Annotated in this window: 15 protein-coding genes; 1 reads left to right on the plus strand and 14 read right to left on the minus strand. The window is 44.7% G+C overall.

Features of this window, described 5'->3' with window-relative positions; translation table 11 throughout:
• Positions 1-2: 2 nt before the first annotated feature.
• The 9 genes from AAA942_RS02140 to AAA942_RS02180 form a co-directional block, all read right to left on the minus strand.
• Positions 3-1490: a TolC family protein gene (locus tag AAA942_RS02140; protein WP_338218582.1), complete on the minus strand. Its 1488-nt coding sequence runs from the start codon at positions 1488-1490 to the stop codon at positions 3-5.
• A 4-nt stretch (positions 1491-1494) separates the two neighbouring features.
• Positions 1495-5325, minus strand: coding sequence for an efflux RND transporter permease subunit (locus tag AAA942_RS02145; protein WP_338218583.1), 3831 nt, complete (start codon positions 5323-5325; stop codon positions 1495-1497).
• Between the two features lie 85 nt (positions 5326-5410).
• Positions 5411-5824 carry an HYC_CC_PP family protein gene (locus AAA942_RS02150; protein WP_445083317.1) on the minus strand — a complete coding sequence of 138 codons (414 nt, stop codon included), beginning with the start codon at positions 5822-5824 and terminating at the stop codon, positions 5411-5413.
• Between the two features lie 116 nt (positions 5825-5940).
• A complete protein-coding gene (locus AAA942_RS02155) occupies positions 5941-6150 on the minus strand; it encodes a heavy-metal-associated domain-containing protein (protein ID WP_338218585.1) in 210 nt (69 codons plus the stop codon).
• Positions 6151-6283: 133 nt separating this feature from the next.
• Positions 6284-8611 carry a heavy metal translocating P-type ATPase gene (locus tag AAA942_RS02160; RefSeq protein ID WP_338218586.1) on the minus strand — a complete coding sequence of 776 codons (2328 nt, stop codon included), beginning with the start codon at positions 8609-8611 and terminating at the stop codon, positions 6284-6286.
• A 178-nt stretch (positions 8612-8789) separates the two neighbouring features.
• Positions 8790-9203: a hypothetical protein gene (locus AAA942_RS02165; protein ID WP_338218587.1), complete on the minus strand. Its 414-nt coding sequence runs from the start codon at positions 9201-9203 to the stop codon at positions 8790-8792.
• A 176-nt stretch (positions 9204-9379) separates the two neighbouring features.
• Positions 9380-9943 carry a helix-turn-helix domain-containing protein gene (locus AAA942_RS02170; protein ID WP_338218588.1) on the minus strand — a complete coding sequence of 188 codons (564 nt, stop codon included), beginning with the start codon at positions 9941-9943 and terminating at the stop codon, positions 9380-9382.
• 137 nt (positions 9944-10080) lie between these two features.
• Positions 10081-12543, minus strand: coding sequence for a TonB-dependent receptor domain-containing protein (locus tag AAA942_RS02175; protein WP_338218589.1), 2463 nt, complete (start codon positions 12541-12543; stop codon positions 10081-10083).
• 45 nt (positions 12544-12588) lie between these two features.
• Positions 12589-13338, minus strand: a complete 750-nt coding sequence (locus AAA942_RS02180) for a TMEM175 family protein (protein ID WP_338218590.1) — start codon at positions 13336-13338, stop codon at positions 12589-12591.
• 201 nt (positions 13339-13539) lie between these two features.
• Between AAA942_RS02180 and AAA942_RS02185 the strand changes: the two genes are divergently transcribed.
• Complete coding sequence (locus AAA942_RS02185; RefSeq protein ID WP_338218591.1) at positions 13540-13761, plus strand: hypothetical protein; 222 nt, start codon at positions 13540-13542, stop codon at positions 13759-13761.
• A gap of 51 nt (positions 13762-13812) precedes the next feature.
• On the opposite strand, the gene AAA942_RS02190 is transcribed toward AAA942_RS02185, so the two are convergent.
• The 5 genes from AAA942_RS02190 to pgl all read right to left on the minus strand — a co-directional run bounded on the left by AAA942_RS02190 (position 13813) and on the right by pgl (position 18539).
• Positions 13813-15162 (minus strand): transglutaminase-like domain-containing protein, encoded by a 1350-nt coding sequence (locus AAA942_RS02190; protein WP_338218592.1) that lies wholly within the window; start codon positions 15160-15162, stop codon positions 13813-13815.
• Positions 15163-15176: 14 nt separating this feature from the next.
• Positions 15177-15938, minus strand: coding sequence for a malonate transporter subunit MadM (gene madM, locus AAA942_RS02195; RefSeq protein WP_338218593.1), 762 nt, complete (start codon positions 15936-15938; stop codon positions 15177-15179).
• The gene (locus AAA942_RS02200) at positions 15931-16293 is read right to left on the minus strand and encodes a malonate transporter subunit MadL (protein WP_338218594.1); all 363 of its coding nucleotides are present in this window, start codon (positions 16291-16293) and stop codon (positions 15931-15933) included. Before AAA942_RS02200 ends, madM begins: the two co-directional genes overlap by 8 nt.
• Before the next feature lie 2 nt (positions 16294-16295).
• The gene (locus AAA942_RS02205; protein WP_338218595.1) at positions 16296-17783 is read right to left on the minus strand and encodes an acyl-CoA synthetase; all 1488 of its coding nucleotides are present in this window, start codon (positions 17781-17783) and stop codon (positions 16296-16298) included.
• Positions 17784-17864: 81 nt separating this feature from the next.
• Complete coding sequence (gene pgl / locus AAA942_RS02210; protein ID WP_338218596.1) at positions 17865-18539, minus strand: 6-phosphogluconolactonase; 675 nt, start codon at positions 18537-18539, stop codon at positions 17865-17867.
• Position 18540: the final 1 nt, after the last annotated feature.

Genomic DNA, 18540 nt, shown 5'->3' on the forward strand with positions numbered 1-18540 from the left:
TCTTAATTAAGCGGGATTGAACTGGCCGAAAGCATTTCCAGCATTGCCAAGCTTTGGTATTGAAGGTTAATCGCGTTGAGTTGCTTCAATTGATAATCCAGTAGTTGCTGCTGGGTTCGCAGGACTTCTTCAAAGTCCTGACCGTTTGCGGTATAGTCGGTAATCAATAAGTTAAGGCTTTGTTGAGTTAAGTCTGTTTGTTCGGAATAAAGCTTGATTTTTCGCTCGGCATCTTCCCAATCCCGAAAGGCATTGGCCCATTCCATGGCGAGTAGGTTTTCGGTTTTCTGCTTTTCGAGCAAAGCTGCTTCCTGAAGGAGTTCTGCCTCTTTGATTCGGGAGTTGACCTTTTTACGATAGATCGGCAAGGTCATGGTCACCATTGGCATGACCATGTCATTTCCTCCCATACTCATCCCATTTTCTTGTCGGGCGGTAAATGGCATATAATTCACACCTGCTCCCAACATGGGCCGCCCATCCAATCGGGCCATTTTGGCTTGCTGTTCGTAGGCAGATAGTTCTGCATCGTACATGGCAAGCATGGGATTTTTGCTGCGAATGCTGTCCAAAACTTCCAATTTTCCCTTTTCCAATTGGATTGGGGAAAAGCTACTTGGGATATTGATTTCTGCCCGGATTTCCCGATTGAGCAATTGATTGAACTTGATTTGCAGAGGCTCCAAGTTGGCTTCTAATTGAGCAATTGAGTTTTCCAGTTCCCGCATGGATATCCGGATTTGCAATACAGCCCGCATGGAAGAACCTGAAGAGGTCATGGAATTTCCTCCCATGGAACTGGCAGAGGATGAAGGAGAACTCATGGTTAAATTTCCGGATCCTCCCATATTCCCCATGCCTGTAGCTCCTGAGGAGGTAGAGGTGGACGAAGGTGTGGAATTCATAGAGGAACTACCAGAAATGCTGCTGGGATTTCCTCCTGCTGCCTGAAATTTGATTAAGGCAATTCGCTCGTATTTTCCCAGAAAGACAAGGTTCTCTTTGGCAATTTGGATTTCTTTGTTCAGGCGGATAAACTCATACCAAGTGGATTTTACCTGGAAAAGCAATTGATTCCTTTCTTCCAGAAAGAGCCAGTATTGTGCTTGAGCCATGAAATTGGCTTCTTCTTTTTGGGTTCCGATCATGCCAAACCAAGGAAACATCTGCATCAATTGAAGGTCTGCCTGCTGATTGCCCATAAATCGCTCCATGGGGCGAAAGAAGAATCCGGCGCGTAGTTCAGGATCAGGTAGTCCAGGTTGGTTGATTCGCTCCAAAGCTGCTTCATATCGAGCGTAGGATGCTTTTAGGCCGGGATTGTTTTCCGCGGCAAGGATCAGGTATTCATCCAGGGTTTGGGCTTTTGCTTTTTCTGAAAATGAGTTTAGGGAAAGGAGGAAAGCCAAAGCCAGAAATCGGAAGTCAGCAATCTGAAATCTGAAATCCGAAATCCGAAATCCCAAATGGTATAGGGTTCTACTTGTCATGACTTTATACGTTTGAATCCTCGGTGAATACCTCGGAATTGTTTTTCAATTTTCTTTCTGCCCACCAGCAATACAAGGTAGGCACCAAGAATACGGTGGTAATCTCCAGGACCATTCCTCCCACAGAGGGAATCGCCATCGGGATCATGATATCGGATCCTCTACCTGTAGAAGTCAGTACAGGGACCAAAGCCAAAAGAGTAGTGGCCGTGGTCATCATACAAGGAAGCACACGTCTTTTCCCGGCTTCTAAAACTGCCTCTCTAACCTGTTTCACTGTTGTAGGTTGGTTTTCCTTGAAGCTTTGATCTAAGTAGGAAGCGACTACAACCCCATCGTCAGTTGCAATTCCGAAAAGGGCGATAAATCCCACCCAAACTGCCACACTGAGGTTGTACACTTTCATTTGGAACAAATCACGAAGGTTGGTCCCGAATAAATTCCAATCCATAAACCAATCTTGTCCAATCAGCCAAATCATGATAAATCCTCCGGAAAAGGCCATGCCAATGCCCATGAATACAAACAATGAGGTGGATACCGCGCGAAATTGGAAATAGAGAATCAGGAAGATCAGGATCAAGCAGAGGGGGACTACGATACCGAGACGCTTTTCTGCCCGAACCTGATTTTCATAAGAACCGGAAAAAGCAAAGCGAACTCCATTTGGAACCTTTAGTTCTCCCGAGTCAATCTTTTCCTTGAGGTAGTTTTGAGCATCCTCCACCACCGTCACTTCTGAGAATCCGGGCATTTTGTCCAAAAGGACATATCCCACCAAGAAGCTGTTTTCCCCGCGAATCATATCCGGTCCCTGGCGATAGGTGACCTTAGCCACTTGACCCAAGGGAATATAATTGCCCAATGGGGTAGGAATCTGCAGGTTTTCTATGGCATAAGGGTCGTCCCGGAATTCCCGGGCATAGCGAACTCGAATCGGAAAACGCTCTCTGCCTTCAACCGTCGTGCTGAGCTTCATTCCCCCTATAGCTGTCTCGATAAACTCCTGCACATCGACCACATTCATCCCATATCTGGAGATTTGATTTCGATCGATGTCCAATTCCAAGTAGGGTTTGCCTACAATTCGATCTGCAAAAACGGCTTCCTTTTTGACGGAAGGAACCTCTTTTAGATATTTTTCCAGCTCTAAGCCAAAGCTTTCAATAGTTTGAAGATCAGGGCCATATACCTTGATTCCCATTGGGGCTCGCATCCCGGTTTGCAGCATGACGAGACGGGTTTCAATTGGCTGTAGCTTGGGGGAAGAAGTTACTCCGGGGATTTGAATCACAGATACGATCTCCTCCCAGATATCGTCGGGGGATTGAATTTGATTTCTCCACTGTCGGAAATACTCCCCATCCTCATCTTCGATCAAGTCCTGAACTCGGATTTGATTGGGGGTCATGGTTTCGGGGTCAAAAAAGGAACCGTCTTTCAGTTCATATTTTCCATCTATCACTTTAAAGCGAAGGCGATTTCCATTGATGTCTGTGGCGTATTCGCTTTTGTAATTGATGGTATTCTCAAACATGTTGATCGGAGCGGGATCGATGGCCGTTTCTGCCCGTCCCGCCTTTCCTACGACCATTTCCACCTCAGGAATGGCTGTCACTAACATGTTCAGTTGTTTCAATACTTCCTGATTTTCCTGAACTCCGGCATGAGGCATGGTGGTAGGCATTAGGAGGAAAGAGCCCTCGTTCAGGGACGGCATAAATTCTTTGCCCAATCCGGGGAAAGAATGGCTAAAACCTGACCATAGCTCTGTGTTTCGGATGTTGATGCCTATGAGATCAAAAGTTTTCGGGACGATTCCAAAGACTCGATTGAAACCCAACCATACGCTGGCACCTGTCAGCAGCACCACGATAGGAAAGAGGATAAACTTGCCTTTGTTGTTTAGGCACCAAGTAAGGATACGGGGGTAAATCCGGATAAATCCCGCAAATCCACCCAAAACCAAAACTAGGAGTAGGGCGATAAACCCAAAATTGCCCACTTTGCTCACCGAAACCCCCAAAGGCATCCAAAGACCTGTCAATAGCCAAGTAATGAATAGGAGAGTGATTCCTATGACCGCGGTGTTTTTGTGAGGGTTTACCTTTTCAGGAAACTGTTCCGCCAAGACATTCAGCAAGGCAAAAGCAAAAAGGAACCAACCCGCCCAAGACCAAAAGGTGAAGGCGATTATTGGTCCTAGAATAAGCATTCCCCAATTCAAATATTTTCCCACTTTTCCTCTTATCTCTCTAATGGAGAAAATCCAATGAGAAAATGCTGGCATGATCAGCAAGGTGAATATCACTGCCGAAACAAGCGCGAAGGTCTTGGTGTAGGCGAGGGGACCAAAAAGCTTTCCTTCGGCTGCCTGAAGGGTAAATACAGGAAGGAAACTGATGATCGTGGTACTGACTGCTGTGATGATAGCGCCAGAGACTTCTGCTGTGGCTAGGTAAACAGTTTTTAGCTTAGCCTGTCCCTTTGGAGCCATTTCCAAATGTCGAAGGATATTTTCATTGAGAATAATTCCCAAATCCACCATGGTCCCGATGGCAATGGCAATCCCGGAAAGGGCGACAATATTTGCGTCCACTCCAAAGTATTTCATAAAAATGAAACACATCAGGACAGCTAAGGGAAGCAAAGCAGAAATCAGGATGGAAGCGCGGAGGTTGTATACCATCACGATGATTACCAAAATCGTCACCAAAATCTGGAGATTGATCGCTTCGTAAAGCGTCCCCAAAGTCTCGTAAATCAATCCGGTACGATCATAGAAAGGCACCAAAGTGACTTTGGAAACGGTACCATCAGCGAGAGTTTTGGTCGGAAGGCCCTGAGATAGTTTTTCGATCTCTGCTTTTACTTCTTCGATTACCGCCAATGGATTGTCCCCATAGCGGGCAATGACTACGCCTCCTACTGCATCCGCCCCAGCCTTATCTAAAATCCCACCCATATTTCTGGGTTGAGGGCCGATATTGACCCGTGCCACGTCTTTTATTCGGATAGGAACGTTGTTGGTAACTTTGACTACCGCTTTGTCCAAGTCGGACAGTTCTTCAACATAGCCTAAACCTCGGATAAAATAATCCACTCGGTTGACTTCGATGGTATTGGCGGAGACGTCCAAGTTGGATTTGCGAACGGCTTCCATCACATCCATCAGGCTGACCCCGTTAGCTTTTAATGCCCCAGGATCCACGTCTACTTGGTATTCTTTGACATATCCACCTACGGAAGCTACTTCTGCCACGCCTTCCACTGCAGTCAAGGCATAGCGAACATAGTAGTCTTGGATGGTCCGGAGTTCATGGATATCCCAGCCTCCGGCTGGATTTCCATTCTCATCCCGTCCTTCCAGCGTGTACCAAAATACCTGCCCTAGAGCAGTAGCATCCGGTCCCAGTTTGGGTTGAACGCCTTCCGGCAACAGTCCGGCAGGGAGAGAATTGAGTTTTTCCAAAACCCGGGATCGGCTCCAGTAAAACTCGATGTCCTCGTCGAAGATGATGTAAATGCTGGAAAAGCCAAATGCCGAGCTGGAGCGAACACTTTTTACCCCGGGGAGACCCAAAAGGGAAGTGGTGAGAGGATAGGTGATTTGGTCCTCCACATCCTGAGGAGATCGGCCCATCCATTCGGTAAAGACAATCTGTTGGTTTTCGCCGATATCCGGAATTGCATCGACGGGAACTGGATCTCTTGGTAGGAAATCCACATTCCAATTGAATGGTGCAGTAACGATTCCCCAGCCAATAATGAGCAAGAGAAAAAGCACCGTGACCAGTTTGTTTTCTAAGAAATACTTGATGATTCGATTAAGCATAAATCAAGGGATTAAAATACAAATCACTGAGCCAAAATGAATTAGCTCAAATGGATTCATGCAGGGAAACCCTGCAACCCTGGATTTAGATCAAGAAGGATTGATGCAGCACCTGAAGGTCCTGCTTAATCGGAGGAGGGGAATAATCGGGTAGAGGGGTGTTTTCGGCAGTAGTCAGGTCCAAGCTAAAAACAAAGACTTGGATAAGTGCCACGGCGAAAGTCAAATTGAATTGGATTTCTGCCTTTTTCAGGGAAACCTCATCATCTACCTGAAGTTGGGTGGTGACGTTTTCACAACATGACTTAGGGTCATGCTGATTGTCAGAATCATTTTCACTGTGATCCATTGGCATGTTCATGCCGCAGTCTACGTGTTTCTCTCCAAAACCTAGCTCAGATTTCATTTCCATACCCATGCAAAAGTGAGTCGTCTTCGCCATCCCAACGGAAGCAAAGAAAACCAGCAGGGCCATTAATATGGAAAATGTAGCTTTCACCGATTCAAAAGTACGGAATTTAATTTGGTAAGTTCAAATATAGACGCAAGACAATAGATAAAAGAATCAAGACTTGGCGTCCGTGTCTTTTGTCTAAAGTCTTGCTTCTAGAGTCTTTACTTAACATTCGCGATAAATCCAGCCTTAAGTACCGCTTTCTTGATGTCTTCCGGCTCGAGGTTTTCTGTTTTTACCGTTAGGGTTCTTTCAGGATCCGTTAGATCTACTTCCCAAGATTGGATGTCAGATTGCTCGTTGAGTTTGGGAGTAACTTTTGCCAAACAGTTACTGCATTGAATGTTGGTTTTGAATTTTAGGACTTTCATCGTTTAATGCTAGTTTTTAAAGTTTATGATAAAGAGATATTTGGTTTTGAATGGAGGTTTGGAGTCCTTTTGAGCGTCGTAAATCTATACTGAGCTTGTCGAAGTATCGTAATTCTGAAATGGTAAATTCAAATCAAACTTTCGAATTTTTCAATCTTAAACTATTCATCACGACCGAAACCGAGGAAAATGCCATCGCTCCACCGGCGATCATCGGATCCAAAAGAAATCCATTGACAGGATACAATACTCCTGCGGCAATCGGAATCCCTATCAGGTTGTAAATAAAAGCCCAAAAGAGGTTTTGTTTAATGCCATTGACGGTCAAGTGTGACAAGTTGAATGCCTGAGGAATCTTTTCCAAATCGGAAGTGATCAAGGTGATTTTGGCCACATCCATAGCAATGTCCGATCCATGCCCCATAGCAATACTTACATCAGCCTGAGCCAATGCTTCCGAATCATTAATCCCGTCACCCACCATCGCGACTACTTTTCCTTTCTCCTGAAGTCGCTTGACATACTCAGACTTATCAGAAGGCATGACTTCAGCCTGAAAATTGGAAATTCCAACTTCCTTGGCCACGGAAGCTGCTGTTTCGTGATTGTCTCCTGTAAGCATGTATACTTCCACTCCTGACTTTTGGAGTTTGGAAATGGCAGACTTTGAACTCGGTTTAAGCTGATCCTGAATGCCCAGAATAGCCAAAGCTTTCTCATGATCTGCAAACCAAATCACGGTTTGAGCTTGTTCACTCCAGGTTTTAGCAGTTTCTTTTAAATCGGCGGGTACGGATATTCCATTTTCCTGAAGGAGTTTGAGATTTCCTACGAAAAAGGATTTTCCGTCTTTGCTTCCTTTTACACCCCGGGCCGTTATGCTTTCGAAATGGTCCAAACTGGTGACTTCAACATTTTCTTCTTTCAGATGCCTGACCACTGCCTCGGCCAGAGGGTGCTCGGATTTGGATTCCAAGGTGTATAAAATCTGTAAATAGTGAGAGGTAAGTGGTAAATGATTTGCCGATCCACTACTTACTATTGACTGCTTACTACTTACTTCGTAATGACTGCCTACTGCCAACTTCCCACTGTCATCTTCCCACCGCAAACTGACTACAGTCGGCTTTCCCTCTGTAATCGTACCCGTTTTGTCCAGAATGATGGCATTGACTTGATGTCCCAATTCCAGACTTTCAGCATCCCGAATCAGAATATTGTTTTCGGCACCTTTGCCTACACCGACCATGATGGCCGTTGGTGTGGCCAATCCCAAAGCACAGGGACAGGCAATGACCAAAACGGAAACTGCCGCCAATAAGGCATGGGAAACGGCATTTTCCCCTCCCCAAATCATCCAAGCCCAAAAAGTCAAAAGAGCGATTCCCATCACCACAGGCACAAAGATTCCGGCGATTTTATCCACCAACTTCTGCACAGGTGCTTTACTTCCTTGGGCTTCCTGCACATGCTGAATAATCTGGGAAAGCAGGGTAGAGGCTCCTATTTTTTCGGCTTCGATCTCCAAGCTTCCTTTTTGATTTATTGTTCCGGCAAAAACCGTATCGCCAGCTTTCTTTTCCACAGGAACAGGTTCTCCGCTGATCATGCTTTCGTCCAGAAAGGAGCTTCCTTCCAGTACTTTTCCGTCCACAGGAATTTTTTCACCCGGTTTGATCAGGATTCGATCGCCGACCTGTACTTCCTCGATTTTGATTTCCTGAGGTTTACCGTCTTGGATTCGGGTCAAAGTCTTGGGTTGGAGACCCATCAGTTTTTTTAGGGCGGATCCAGTCTGGGATTTGGCTTTTTCCTCCAGCATTTTCCCAAAGGAAATAAAGACTATAATCACCGTCGCAGCCTCGAAATACACATGGGCATGGATGCCCCGCTGATGCCAAAATTCCGGAAATACCGTGTTGAAGACCGAGAAGATAAAGGCAATCCCGGTACTTAGGGCCACAAGCGTGTCCATATTTGCTTTGCAATGTTTTGCTTGCTTCCAAGCGTTGAGATAGAAGTTTTTCCCGAAAAAGAATAAAACCGGAATGGAAAGTCCCATACTGATCCATTTTCCGGGTTCCCATTCCATAAAGAACATTCCCAAAATAAAGACTGGCAAGGTCAGCAATGCTGCTCCTATGGTTTGCTTTTTGACCGCTTGGAATTTCTTTTCCTGCTCCTCCTGAACGCTTTCCTGTATATTTTTAGAACCGATGACCAATCCGTATCCGATATCGGTCAGGGCTTCATTTAGCATTTCTGGGGAAGTGTTATCGTCAAACTCGACTTGAACTGTATTCGTAGCAAAATTTACGGCTGCAGACTTTACCCCGTCGGTGTATTGCAAAATTGTCTCCACACTGGAGGCACAGGCCGCGCAGGTCATGCCGGTCACAGGAAAGGTTTCTTTGTGGAGTTTTCCGCTCGTTTGTGTGGGATTTTGGCTTAAAGTTTCCATGGCAAAGGATTCACGATACAAATTTGCCAATGGTTTTGCTGAAAAGTCTTACAGGATTTTGGGAGAGATTTATAAGATTTTGGGGTTCGCAGATTTTCAATGTCTGTTTTTACCGCCGCAAAGACACTGAAAATGAAAAAAAGCGTAGAAAAACTCTACGCTTGAAAGGTGTCTGTTTTTAATTTCCTCCGGAGGGAATATTCAATCCCCGCATGGATTCGAGAATCGGAAGATTGGCTTCGGTCGGAATGTAGATGACTGTTTTGTCATTTAGATTGCGCTGCTGACGTACCCAGAGGTACTGGATGTACTTTTCTGAAATGGCCCCATTTTCTATGGCAATGGCTTCTGAGGCTCCCCGCGCTCGTTCGACTTCGGCTTGGGCATTTAATTTTTCAGCTTCCAGATTTGCTGCTGCTTCCTCGATCAAAATTCGTCGGTTTTGTTCTGCTTTGGCGAATTCCGCTCGCCCGGACATTTCCTGTTGCCAGACATTGTAAGTAGGGCATCCCCAAAGTCCAAAACCGATAAGTGCAAATAGAAACCAAGAAATCATGGTTCCGAGAAGGGCTCCTTTGTAGTTTCCGTTCACGGTTTGTTAGAAGTTTAGTTTGGCTAAAGATAGGCGAAAAAGAGAATACGAGGACAGAGTACCTAAAAGATCCAAAGTCAATATTCAATGCAGAAATGTCGAATTTATGAACTACTTGATATTGGGAAGATGCTTCGAAGCTGCATATAAAAAAAATTGAACTTTCTCGAGAAAAACTAAATCCCATCCAAACTCCTTCTTTTCGCCAGCCCATTCTTTTTGAATTCACTGGGGGTCATGCCGGTTTCTTTTTTAAACTGGGCGCTGAGATAGGCCACGGAACTATAGCCCATCTGGAAGGCGATTTCGGAAAGGCTGAGTTCGTCGTAAAAAAGGTATTCTTTGACTTTCTCGATCTTTTGCAGGGTGTAAAAGCGCTCAATGGTGATGCCTTCCACTTGGGAGAAAAGTTTGCTCAATCCGCTGTATTCATGATTTAGCTTTTCGGACAAGTAGGTGCTAAGGTTTTCGTGCAAGTGGTTGTCCTGATGGTGCACCAGATCAATTATCCCGGTTTTGATTTGGGAGATCAGGGCAGACTTGCCTGATTCCAAGAGTTCAAAACCTCGATTCTGAAGCAATTGGGCCAGTTTTTCTTTTTGCTCCTCAGAGATGGATTTTTCCAAGCGCACTTTTCCCAATTCCACTTTGGCCTCCAGTCTTTCTCCGGAAAAAATCTCCGACACCGCCTCGATGCAGCGGGGACATACCATGTTTTTGATTAAAAGGGTGGTTTGCATTCTATTATAGTCAACGGTCCACAGTCGACAGTAAACAGACATCTGTTAACTGTTCCTGGGAAAGTAGCGAAAAGTGGTATTTTTTTGATGTACTTCTATCTGATATCTCCGAAATTCGAAATCTGAAATCCCACATCCTAAAACTCCTTTTCTCCAAACTCAGACTTCACAAACTTCGCTCGGTTTTTAGAACGATTGATTGTGTAGGATAAGTTCAGAATCAGCATGTCCACCTCGTAGATGTAATTGGTGGTGGTGTAGAATTCACCCGTTCTCCAGGTGGTAATCCGCTGTTCGTTGGACTTCAGTAGGCCCATATCGATATTTTGCCAGAGCAGATTCAGCGCCAATTGCCCATCCAAAAAAGTCTTTCTGATATTTAGGGAAGGCTGGTAGAATCGGCTGTCTTCCCCTTGAGCCGTGACCCGCTTTGAAAGGTAATTCAGCGTAAACTGGGAACTCAAGGTTTTGGTGAAATTGTAAGTGGTGTTGAAATTATAGGAATAGACCCAAGCAGCCTGATTTACTGGTCGCTTATCAAATTCTCCTTGAATTGAGTAGCGGTACACATTTCCGCCAAAATACCCCTTCCATTTTTCGGTAAAGAACAGCTCAGTTCCCAGTTCCACTCCGATGGATTTTGCCGTTCCCACATTGGAATAGATCCGGTTGAGAATCGTGTCATTGTAGACCGTATTGACCCGATTAACCAGATTTTCCACCTGGGTGTAATAGGCGGTGGCGAAGAAACTGTTGTCTTTCCAAGTCTTGATCATCCCAGCTTCCAGAGTGTTGATAAATTCAGGTAGCACGGTTGGATCGCCCTGTTCCAAAGTCTCGCTGTGCTCTCGTTCCGGGAAAGGGGTCATTTTGAAGGTGGTTTCCCGCTCTACCCGCTGAGTGAAATTGAGTTTCCAAGTGAGGTCTTCGTTTTTCTTATAAGAAATATTCCCGCTGAAAAATGGCTGGATATAGTCGTACAAATAGGTGGTGTCGATCAACCCGGCCTTGTCCTGCAATTCGAAAGTACGATCCATGAATTCCGTGCGGACCCCAGCGCTGTAGGACCATTTGTCCTTTTTCTTGTTCCATTGCAAATACCCCGTATGGATGATTCTTTTCAGATCTACTTCGGAAGAAAACTCGGGTACGATCTCCCAAATTCCGGTTTCGTTGTTTTTTCGCTCGTAAAGAAAATCCCCAAAATGATCCAGAAAACGGTATTGGTAACCGATTTGAACATCTCCTAAAGAGCTAGGCTTGAATGTATAATCCAAATTGTAACGGAAACCATTCAAGGGATTGTCGTTGGTATTGTACTCGTCTTGGTAGACGATAGAAAGGTCAGGATAGCCCAAGTTTCGGTTGGTCGTCGGGCCACCCAAAAGGGAATATTCATACAAAAATGAAGTGCTTAATTTCCCTCCATTGCCAAAGGAATGGGTATAGTCCAAACTCCCCAAGGCAAAATCTCCCCGTCGGTTTTGGTCATTGGCATTGAAGTATTGGAAAGGGGGAGATTCACCTCCCTGATATTCCTGGTGATTGTCGTAATAGAGAATATCTGCCGTTCTCACCCGATCCCGAACTCCTGCATAAACCCCAAAACTGAAGGAATTAGCGGCATTTGGATTGTATCCTAAAGTAAATCTCCCAGAATAATTGAGTTCGTCAATGCTCCTTTCTCCATCTGAAGGAAAATAGGTAGTGGTGTCCCCGTCGATGGTGTACACATTTCCGACGCGGCGACCAGATTGGTCATTTCGCTGATAGCTAGCACCCAAGGAAAAATCCCATTTTCCCTTTTGGTAATTCAGGTTAAAATCTGCTCCGTAGCGTTGCTGACCGGCTTTGTTGTCGTAGTTTTCAATGGAAGGAAAACCCAAACGTCCGTTCATTTGTAGGTAAAGTCCATCGGTAGCGCCTTTTTTGGTGGAAATGTTGATGATTCCGGCTTTTCCTTCCGAATCGTATTGGGCTCCCGGAGCGGAAAGCCATTCCACTTTTTCGATGCTATTCGCAGGCAATTGCCCCAGGAGCATCATCGGATCACCTTGGGTAGGACGGCCATTGATCATCACGACGTATCCAGAACTTCCCCGAATGGAAAGCGTTCCTTCTCCGTTGATACTGACTCCGGGGAGGTTTTTCATTACGTCTGTGGCGGTTCCTCCCTGAGCGGATTCGAAGTTTTCGGCCGAAAAACTCTGCTTTTCCGGTCGGAAATCAGTGGAAATTCGCTGTCCCTGCACATCCACTGCCTGAAGATTTTGGGCATCTATTTCTAAGGAAATGGTTCCTAAATCCAGCTTTTGGTTTCTTTCTAACTGGATTCCTGAAAAAGTCCGGGAAGAATAACCCAAAAAGCTGGCAATCAAATAGTAGGTTCCCGGGGATAATTTCTCCACAGAAAAATTCCCATCCAAATCGGTAATTCCTCCATCGACAAGCGAACTGTCGGATGCCAGATAAACTGCCACTGAAGCAAACTCCAAAGGGGTTCCTTGAGCTTTATTCAGGATCTTTCCTTTGATCTGGGTTTGAGAAAACGCAGGAATAGAGAGGATTAGCAGAAGGAAAAGGGGGAGAAGCGCTTTCATTGATTAAAAATATTCCCTTCCGAGTCATGATTTGTTTTTCTTTGATCAGTGGTCATTTTTTTCAAAGATCTCCAACTTTTTTCCACCATAATAGCCCACGATTGGCATCAGGATAGGATAGAGCATGTAAATGAATCCTGAAACCATAAAAGTGTAGGTGCCTCCCAATTCAAAATAGGCAAACAAAGCTGAAAGGAAAGGGATTAGCCCTGCTGTGGCATTGAGTCGGATGCTGTTTTGGGTGAGGACTTTTTCCACAGGGCTAAGTGAGAGCTGGTCTGCCTTTTTAAGGGCTCGGACATTGAGCCAAACAAAAATCAAGAATATAGCAGTGGCTCCTAATCCATAAATAACCATTAACTCCGGAGCGTCTTGCAGTCTTATTTTTTCTTCAAAAATAGAATTCATTAAAAATTGATTTCCAGTAAGTAAAGCCCTGTAAATTTCAATTAAAACCTGAAATAAAAATTTGAGAGGATACGTGTAGAATAAGACCAAAAAAAGAAGGGCAGTATTAATGGCTGTGGTCCCTGCGTCTCGCAACCCAAACCGGATGAAAAACAGGTAATGCTGATACCAAATCGCCATCAGAATGGAAATGGTCCCTGCAAAAGGGATAAAATCCTTGATGAAAACCCGGAGTTCCTCATAGGTTTTGGGAGGACTGCTGGATAGGAGCAGCAGGCCGATTGCAATGGCAAAAACTCCGTCACTGAGGGATTCTATCCGGGTATTTTCCAAACCCCTCAGGGTAAACCCAAGATTGGACTGCTTCGATTGGATTTTTGATTTCATGCCTTTGGATAAAAATAGCCAAAGAAATATAAGCTAAAATGCTAGAATACATTACTTTATTCTCTTCAAAAATACATTTCATTTAATTTCTTCCTTATTTCTTAATTGAGATTGAAAGCATTGTCCAAACTCAGGCTATTCGGAATATTGGCAGCTTTTTTGATATTTTTGAAATGTAAAAAACCCAAACCTTACCCAATCATGAAAAAAGTTAAATCTACCCTAGTCCTATTCTTGGCCTTGGGATTTCTTTCGGCAACTCTTTTAACTTCTTGCGGAGGCAAAAAGGAAGAAGCATCAGAAGAGGCTACTGAGCAAATGGAAGGAGAACATCCCGATGAAGGTGGTGAGCACCCTTCAGAACATCCTTCAGAGCATCCATCTGAAGATTCTACAGCTACTGACAGCACTGCTTCAGCTTAATTTCAAAAAGACAAAAATTCAAAAGGTTGCCATTTGGCAACCTTTTTTAGTTTATGACTTTCTCTGGAAAGTAAATCGGGTAGGGGCTTTGACTTCTTTTCCTTTAATCTCCAAATACGGATAAGCAAGGAAATTAATCGGTCCGGAAGCAGGGGAAGGACTTACCTCCAAGTCTCTGCCTCGGGTAAGTTCAATTCGATTGGCAGGATGCCTTCCAAAATAGTAAGTAGCCAAAGCCGTGTATTTATTGGCCTCGCTGATATCTACAGGCCACCATTTTCCATCCGCATAGAATTCCGCCCAGCAATGATACCCGTCAATTCCTCCTTCATTTCTATCAGAAGGTATGGAAGCACCAATAGCAAATCTTGCAGGAATCCCTACAGATCTGGCTAGGGAAATGAAAAAGGAGTGGAATTCCGAGCAGTTTCCTGTTTTGGAATCACAGGCATAGTTCGAATCTCCTCTTCCAAAATCTCCGAACTTCATATACCGCATGTTGTCAATTATATAGTCATACAAGGCTCTTGCCTGAATCAAATTGGATTCATTGATCTTAGGTCCCAAGGCTTCTTTTGCTATTTCCTCAAATCGGCCACCTTTAGGCATAAGGATATTGGAGGCCAAGTCTACAGATGGATTTGGTGCAGGAGCTTCATAAGGCCCTTTTTCTTTTCGATTGACCGAATAGGCAATCTCGATATGTTCTCCGCTTTGCTCTGGGCTGAGTTCCAGATAGAGGATGGTATTCTTATTTACCGGATCATTGAGTTTTTTGGCCTTTACTGGTGTGGAAATTTCCATCACCTCCACTGTTTGAAATGGATCAGATTCTGCCAAAGGAATCCAAAGTTTAGCCTTTTCGGTCAAAGGAGGTACCGTAACGGTATAATAAAACTCAAAGCTGTCCTCACCTTCGATCACGCCTAAAAGGGAATTGTCGGTTTGTTCCATAGGGACTCGATACCAGGTCTTATCTGCTTTTTGTTTCCAACTGTAAAAAGGCTTTCCATTGAGTTTGTGAACGGTGGTTTGGGTGACTTTCATGTCTCCAGGCTTTCCCTCCATGAAAAAGTCTACATCAAAAACCTCCCCGCTTTCATCCACTAAATCCACGCAAGCAAAATGACTGTTAGGTCCGAGGTTGGAAAGGTATTCGGTATGGACTCTTACCAGTTTCATTTTAAGGTCGTGGTTTTCGTCCTTCACGGGAAAAATACCCTCATTTTCAGCCGAAACCTGGGCAATGTAAGTCTTGATTCCTTCCTCAATTTCAGCAATGGAAATACGTTCTTTTGGTGCTTCCACCACCGTTTTCTCTTCCTGTTTTTGGCAGGAGGAGAAAAATAAGGCAGTCAAAATCAAGGTGAAACTTGAAAGTCTTAAAGCATTTTGGATCATCATTTTGGGATTGGTCAGCTAAGCAAAGCTGAAATTAACAAGTAAAACAGGGAAGGACAAAGCAGACATCCTAAACCCGTGAAAAAGGTTGCGGTCACCGCTCCATAAGGGACCAATTTGGGATCAGTGGCAGCCAATCCGGCAGCTACCCCGCTGGAAGTGCCCATGATTCCTCCAAAAGCCATAGCTGAACCCGGACTTTCCAACCCGATTTTTTTGGCAAAAACGGGAGTGAAAATAGTTACTGCGATAGTCTTGACCACTCCCGTGCCGATACTCAAGGCAATGACCTCCGAGCTAGCCCCCAAAGCTCCTCCGGTAACCGGTCCCACGATGTAGGTACATGCTCCTGCTCCGATGGTGCAAAGGCTGACCGCATCCCGATAGCCCACCACCCAAGCCAAAGCAACTCCTGAAAGGAAGAATACACCAATTCCCAAAATCAGGGAAATGAGTCCGAGTAGTCCACTTTTCCGTATCAGCAGAAAACTGGCTCCAATCGCTGTAGCTACAATGGCAAAGTCCCGAAACATGGATCCGCCCAAGACAGAAAGACCTTTGAATAAGGTGACATCTGCCAATCCTTTTTCTCCTCCTGCAACTACTCCTCCCAAATAGCCGAAGAAAAGGGCCAAAAAAATGGCTATTGCCGATCCGGGAATTCGCGACTTAAGGACTTTTTTGGAGAAAAGATCCGTTAGCCAAGTCAGCAGTCCCACCAGAAGAAAGGCGACAATCAATCCGTTTTTGTCCAAAACCTGAGTCAGCTCATTCATGGGAGGTGGGGAAGTTTTTGATCAGAATTTTGAATACCCAGAAAGCCAAAAATACCGGGATGATTCCAGCCAAAATGGCCAAGGTCCCCGAGGAAAGAGCGGATTTGACATTCAAACTGGCCGCCATGGCAATGACCACCGGGATGTAAAGCTTATTCCAGAATTCTATTCCAAATTCCAAATCGAATTTCCACCAGCCTTTTCGGCTTAGGTATTCTTTGGTAAGCAAAAGGAAAATCATGGCAAATCCTACGCCTCCCACATTGGCATTGATTCCCAGCCAAGAACCAAGCAATTCTCCGGACCACATGCCCAGCAGAAAGGAAAAGGAAAGTATGGCAAGTCCCTGAATCATTTTTACTCTTGATTAAAAAGCTTCTTCAATTCGTTTTTGACAACTTTTCCCATGGCATTTCGGGGGAGTTCATCCACGATCAAATACTTTCGGGGAGTTTTATATGAGGGCATTTGTTCCCTCATCCATTGGTTGAGAACCTTTAAATCCATGGGTTCTTGGGTTACCAAGGCCGCTGAGACCAATTCTCCCCATTCCTCATCCGGTATTCCGACTACTCCACAGTCCTTGATTACAGGATGCTTTCTCAAAACTTCCTCAATTTCCAATGCAGAGATTTTATAGCCTCCGGATTTGATGATATCTACTGAATCCCGGCCTAAAATGCGGAAATATCCCTCTTCTATCACTGCCACATCCCCAGTTTTGAACCAGCCGTCTGAGGTGAATGATTTCGCTGTGGCTTCCGGTTTTCCCCAATATTCCTTGAAAACTGAAGGGCCTTGGATCTGGATTTCTCCGGGTTGGCCTGAATCCACCGGTCTATTTTCCTCATCGACTAACCGGGTCTTTACTCCCGGAAGTGGTTTTCCAATGTATCCGGCTTTTCTTGGGGCCTCGTAGGGATTGCTGATTGCCATGCCGATTTCAGTCATCCCGTAGCGTTCCAAAAGGTAATGTCCGGAGATTGCTTTCCATTTTTCCATGACAGAGACCGGTAAGGCTGCCGAACCAGACACCATCAATCGGAATTGCTTCATGCAATCAAATAACGCTTCTTTTTCCTTTTCTGAACTTGATTCAAATTCAGAGACGAGCTTGAAATAGATCGTCGGAACAGCCATGAAGACATTGATCTTTCCTTCCCGAAATTTTCCAAAAACCTGCTTGGCATCAAATGGATGAAGGAATTCCACCGTAGCTCCTGACCAAAGGGCACAGGAAACCACATTGATGATTCCATGTACATGGTGTAAGGGGAGAAGGCAAAGGGTGTGGTCTTTTTCTGTCCATTGCCAAGCTTCAATAAGTGTGGAAATCTGAGACTCGATATTAGCGTGAGTGGTTAAAACCCCTTTGGGAAGGCTAGTAGTCCCTGATGTGTAAAGAATCATAGCTCCACGGCTACTTTCTATTTCCGGAAGAATTGGACTGGAACCGGAAGATTCTAAATCAGAGAGAGGCAAAAAGCGAATTCCCCTTTCCTTTGCGTATTTCGAAAGCAATTCCACATATTCTGGACCTGCGATGATTATTTCAGCTTGCGTGTCTTCAATGACATATGCCAAGGAGGGAAGTGGGTAGGTAATACAAAGTGGAACGGCGATTCCTCCGGCTTTCCAGACAGCCCATTGAATTTTCACGTAATCAAACCCCGGATTGACCATATAGGCCACTCGCTTCTCATTCAAATCCGGATTTCCCTGAAGAAGGAAGGAAGCGATTTGGTCGGAATAAGTAGTGAGTTTTTGATAAGAATGGCTCCCTTCTGAGTCGATAAGGGCGGTTTTCTGAGGAAGAGAAAGTGCTTTGTGGAATAGGTTGAGCATTTTGGGCAATTTTTTGAAAGATAGCCAAAGATGCTTTTCAAAAAAAAAAGCCTTCCAGTCAAAGGGAAGGCTGATCAATTTTTAAAGTAAATCAGTCATCAGAACTGCCTGATCTTGACTGATTTTGCCAGCTGGAATTTCGAGGTCTTTATTCAGCATCCTTACTAGCATTTCCTTTTTTTCATCACCAGTGATCAGCCAAAGGATGTTTTCTGCCTGATTGATCAAGGGGAAGGTCATGGTCATTCTTTGTCTTCCTTGATAAGGCTGGTCAGTAAGTGCTATCATTTGATTTTCCACTTCGCAGACTTTGTCTCCTGGGATTAATGAAGCGGTATGTCCATCTGCGCCCATTCCCAGGTGAACCAGGTCCAGCTTGCCATTTCCAGTAACTTCCTGAATATGCTGATTATATTCTTCACAGGCATTTTCCATATTTTCGGAGATGACGTGCATAGGGAAAATATTCAAGCGAGTCATCAATCGGGTCCCCTGAAGAACCTGAAAAAGTTGAGTGAGATTTCTATCCTTGTGCCCTTCCGGAGCAATTCGCTCATCTACCTGAAAGAGGAAGATTTTTTCCCAAGGCAAATTTTCTTGGGCCAGTTTGGCTAGCATTTCCCATGGTGTCCTTCCACCGCTGATTGCAAATGAAAAAGAGCCCTTACTTTCAATCTTACTTTTTGCTAAGGAAGAGATCCATCGGGCTGCTTCATGGGCCACTTCTTCTGAGGAAGAATAAACGTTTATTTGCATA

The sequence above is a fragment of the Algoriphagus sp. oki45 genome, assembly GCF_036245605.1.
GTDB lineage: Bacteria > Bacteroidota > Bacteroidia > Cytophagales > Cyclobacteriaceae > Algoriphagus.

Bases quoted from the DNA above. Each gene is read 5' to 3' on its own strand.
- AAA942_RS02140 (WP_338218582.1), bottom strand. From the start codon at position 1,490: ATGACAAGTAGAACCCTATACCATTTGGGATTTCGGATTTCGGATTTC.
- AAA942_RS02145 (WP_338218583.1), bottom strand. From the start codon at position 5,325: ATGCTTAATCGAATCATCAAGTATTTCTTAGAAAACAAACTGGTCACG.
- AAA942_RS02155 (WP_338218585.1), bottom strand. From the start codon at position 6,150: ATGAAAGTCCTAAAATTCAAAACCAACATTCAATGCAGTAACTGTTTG.
- AAA942_RS02160 (WP_338218586.1), bottom strand. From the start codon at position 8,611: ATGGAAACTTTAAGCCAAAATCCCACACAAACGAGCGGAAAACTCCAC.
- AAA942_RS02170 (WP_338218588.1), bottom strand. From the start codon at position 9,943: ATGCAAACCACCCTTTTAATCAAAAACATGGTATGTCCCCGCTGCATC.
- AAA942_RS02175 (WP_338218589.1), bottom strand. From the start codon at position 12,543: ATGAAAGCGCTTCTCCCCCTTTTCCTTCTGCTAATCCTCTCTATTCCT.
- AAA942_RS02180 (WP_338218590.1), bottom strand. From the start codon at position 13,338: ATGAAATCAAAAATCCAATCGAAGCAGTCCAATCTTGGGTTTACCCTG.
- AAA942_RS02185 (WP_338218591.1), top strand. From the start codon at position 13,540: ATGAAAAAAGTTAAATCTACCCTAGTCCTATTCTTGGCCTTGGGATTT.
- AAA942_RS02190 (WP_338218592.1), bottom strand. From the start codon at position 15,162: ATGATCCAAAATGCTTTAAGACTTTCAAGTTTCACCTTGATTTTGACT.
- madM (WP_338218593.1), bottom strand. From the start codon at position 15,938: ATGAATGAGCTGACTCAGGTTTTGGACAAAAACGGATTGATTGTCGCC.
- AAA942_RS02200 (WP_338218594.1), bottom strand. From the start codon at position 16,293: ATGATTCAGGGACTTGCCATACTTTCCTTTTCCTTTCTGCTGGGCATG.
- AAA942_RS02205 (WP_338218595.1), bottom strand. From the start codon at position 17,783: ATGCTCAACCTATTCCACAAAGCACTTTCTCTTCCTCAGAAAACCGCC.
- pgl (WP_338218596.1), bottom strand. From the start codon at position 18,539: ATGCAAATAAACGTTTATTCTTCCTCAGAAGAAGTGGCCCATGAAGCA.